Source organism: Streptomyces sp. NPDC060205 (assembly GCF_042728395.1).
In the GTDB taxonomy this organism is placed as follows: Bacteria; Actinomycetota; Actinomycetes; order Streptomycetales; family Streptomycetaceae; genus Streptomyces.
Genome location: NZ_JBHWZP010000589.1, coordinates 1 through 2671, shown reverse-complemented (window position 1 = coordinate 2671; position 2671 = coordinate 1). Strand labels below are relative to the sequence as shown.

Sequence of the window (2671 nt, the reverse complement as noted above, 5' to 3'; positions counted from 1 at the left end):
GGGCACATGCCCCGGCCCCGCTGCCGTTCAGTGCTTCAGCGTTGCCGCTCGGTAGGGAACCGGCGTACCGAACCGGCCGGTCAGACGCCGACCCGCTCGCCCTCGACCGCCGGCGGCTGAGGCGGCTGCGAACGCGTCGACGGCTCCTCGAACGACTCGTTGTGACTGAGGTCCGGCAGCCGGTTCAGCCACTTCGGGAAGTACCAGTTGCGCTCGCCGAGCAGGGCCATGACCGCCGGGAGCAGTACACCGCGGATGATCGTGGCGTCGATCAGGACCGCCGCCGCGAGGCCCACACCCATCTGCTTCATGGACTGCATGGACAGCGTGCCGAAGATCGCGAAGACGGCGACCATGATGACGGCGGCGCTGGTGATGACACCGGCGGTGGTGACGACGCCGTGCTGGATGGCGTCCCGGGTCGTCAGCCCCCGCAGCCGCGCCTCACGGATCCGCGAGACCACGAACACGTGGTAGTCCATCGAGAGCCCGAACAGGATCACGAAGAGGAACAGCGGCAGCCAGGTGATGATCGCGCCCACACCCTCGGCGCCCACCACCGACGCGCCCCAGCCGTGCTGGAAGACGGCGACCAGGATGCCGTACGCCGCGCCGACCGACAGGAGGTTGAGGACGATCGAGGTGACCGCGATCGTCAGCGAGCGGAACGACAGGAGCATCAGGACGAAGGCGAAGACCACGACGAAGACGAAGACCGGGGCGACCGCGCTGACGAGCTGGTCGTTGAAGTCCTTCGAACCCGCCACCTGACCGGAGACCGGTGCCTCGACGCCGTCGACCTTGCCGAGCGTCCCGGGACGGACCTCGTCGCGGAGGATCGTCAGGCTCTTCTCGGCCTTGTCGAGGTCGGAGCCGCCCACCAGCGGCACGTACACGAAGGCGATGTTCTGCGCGTCGTGCACCTTGACGTCGACCGGGCCGCGCGAGGCACCCGAACTGACCGCCTGGGCCCGGAAGTCGGCGATCGCGGACTTCACCTCGGGGGAGTTGATGTCGTCGGCCTTGACGACCACCTCGGCCGGGTCGGAACCGCCGGGGAAGGCCTCGTTGACCCGCTCGTACGTCGCCACGATCGGCAGCGAGTCGCCGAACTCCTGGTCCAGCGTGAGGTTCTGGGTCTTCATGCCCAGCGCGGGAGCGGCGATGGCCACCAGGGCGCCCGCCGCGACGATCAGCGAGATCGCCGGCTTGGCCAGCACCACGCGCAGGACGGCCGTCCAGAAGCGGCTGTCATTACCTGAACCGCTCTTGCCCGCACCGCTGTTGGTCTTGCGGCGCTTGTCCGGGTGCAGGAACGGGATCCGCCCCGTCTCGACCCGCTTGCCGAGCAGCGAGAGGACCGCGGGAAGCACCGTCACCGAGCCGACCATGGCGACCGCCACGACCATCAGGGAGGCGAGCCCCATCGCCTTGAAGGTGGCGATGCCGGTGAACAGCATGCCCGCCATCGCCACGCACACCGTGACACCGGAGACGATGATGGCCCGGCCGCTGGTCGCCGCCGCGATGCGCAGCGCGGTCTCGGGGTCGCGGCCCGCCGCGCGCTCCTCGCGCTCACGCCGCAGATAGAACAGGCAGTAGTCGACGCCGACCGCGAGCCCGACCAGCAGCATCACGGAGCTTGAGGTCTCGTCCATCGGCTGGACATGGCTGACGATCATCATCAGGCCCATGGTGGCCATGATCGCGGTGATCGCGAGCAGCACCGGCACCAGGGCCGCCACCAGCGCGCCGAACGCGACCAGCAGGATGCCGAGGGCCACCGGCACGGCGGAGAACTCGGCCTGCTGGAAGTCGTCGCCGAAGGCGTCGTCGAACGTCTTGTTCATGCTGGCGCCGCCGATCTCCTCGATCCGCAACGCCTCATGGTCCTTCTGGACCTCGTCCACGGCCTTCAGGACGGGCTCGACCCGCTCACCCGCCGTGTCCGCCTCGCCGCGCATGTCGAACTGCACCAGCGCGCTGCGGCCGTCCTTCGAGATCGTCTTCGTGTCGTACGGCGAGGTCACGTCGGTGACCTTGCCGGTGCCCTCGACCGCCTTGATCACGGCGGCGACGGCGGCACGGAACTCGCTGTCTGTCGCCTTGAGACCCGTCTCCTTCGCCTGGAGGAGCACGGTCTCCCCGGCCGGCTCCTCGATCCCCGCCTGCTCCGCGATGGCCGCGGCCCGGCCCGTCTCGCCCCCGAGCTGCTCGCTGTCCTTGAGCTCGACCGTGCCCGCCGCCGAGCCGAGCCCCATCGCCAGAACGACGAACAGCACCCAGATCCCGACGGCCGCCCAGCGGTGCCGGGCGCTCCAGCCACCGGCCCGGGCCGCTATCCCCCGTACCCGCGTGTCTCGCTTCCCCATGACGGGCTTGCCCCCTTGTCCTGGGTGCCGACCCCCTGCCGGCACCGTCGTTATGAAGGTATGGCGCGGATAAGGGCCTCTCCTCGTGCTCCTTGGTGAAGTCCGGCGGCCGTAAGTCCTCCCCGCGGACCCCGGGACCTCCGCACTGAGGAGGATGAGAGGCCCTTACATGTAAAGCCGCTCCTCGGGGGTCGCGCCCGAGCTGACCGGTCGGTAACCTGCGGTGGGCCGGGACATCCCGGCCCGGCGGGCGCGGCGGGCGCCCCCCCCCCCCCCCCCCGCCCCCCCCCCGCGGCGGG

General features: G+C 70.2%; 1 protein-coding gene. It reads right to left on the bottom strand.

Translation table 11 applies throughout. The annotated features are described in order from the left end of the window. Positions 1-80 precede the first annotated feature (80 nt). Positions 81-2372, bottom strand: a complete 2292-nt coding sequence (locus ACFWGJ_RS43225; protein ID WP_387334456.1) for an MMPL family transporter — start codon at positions 2370-2372, stop codon at positions 81-83. Between the last annotated feature and the right edge of the window lie 299 nt (positions 2373-2671).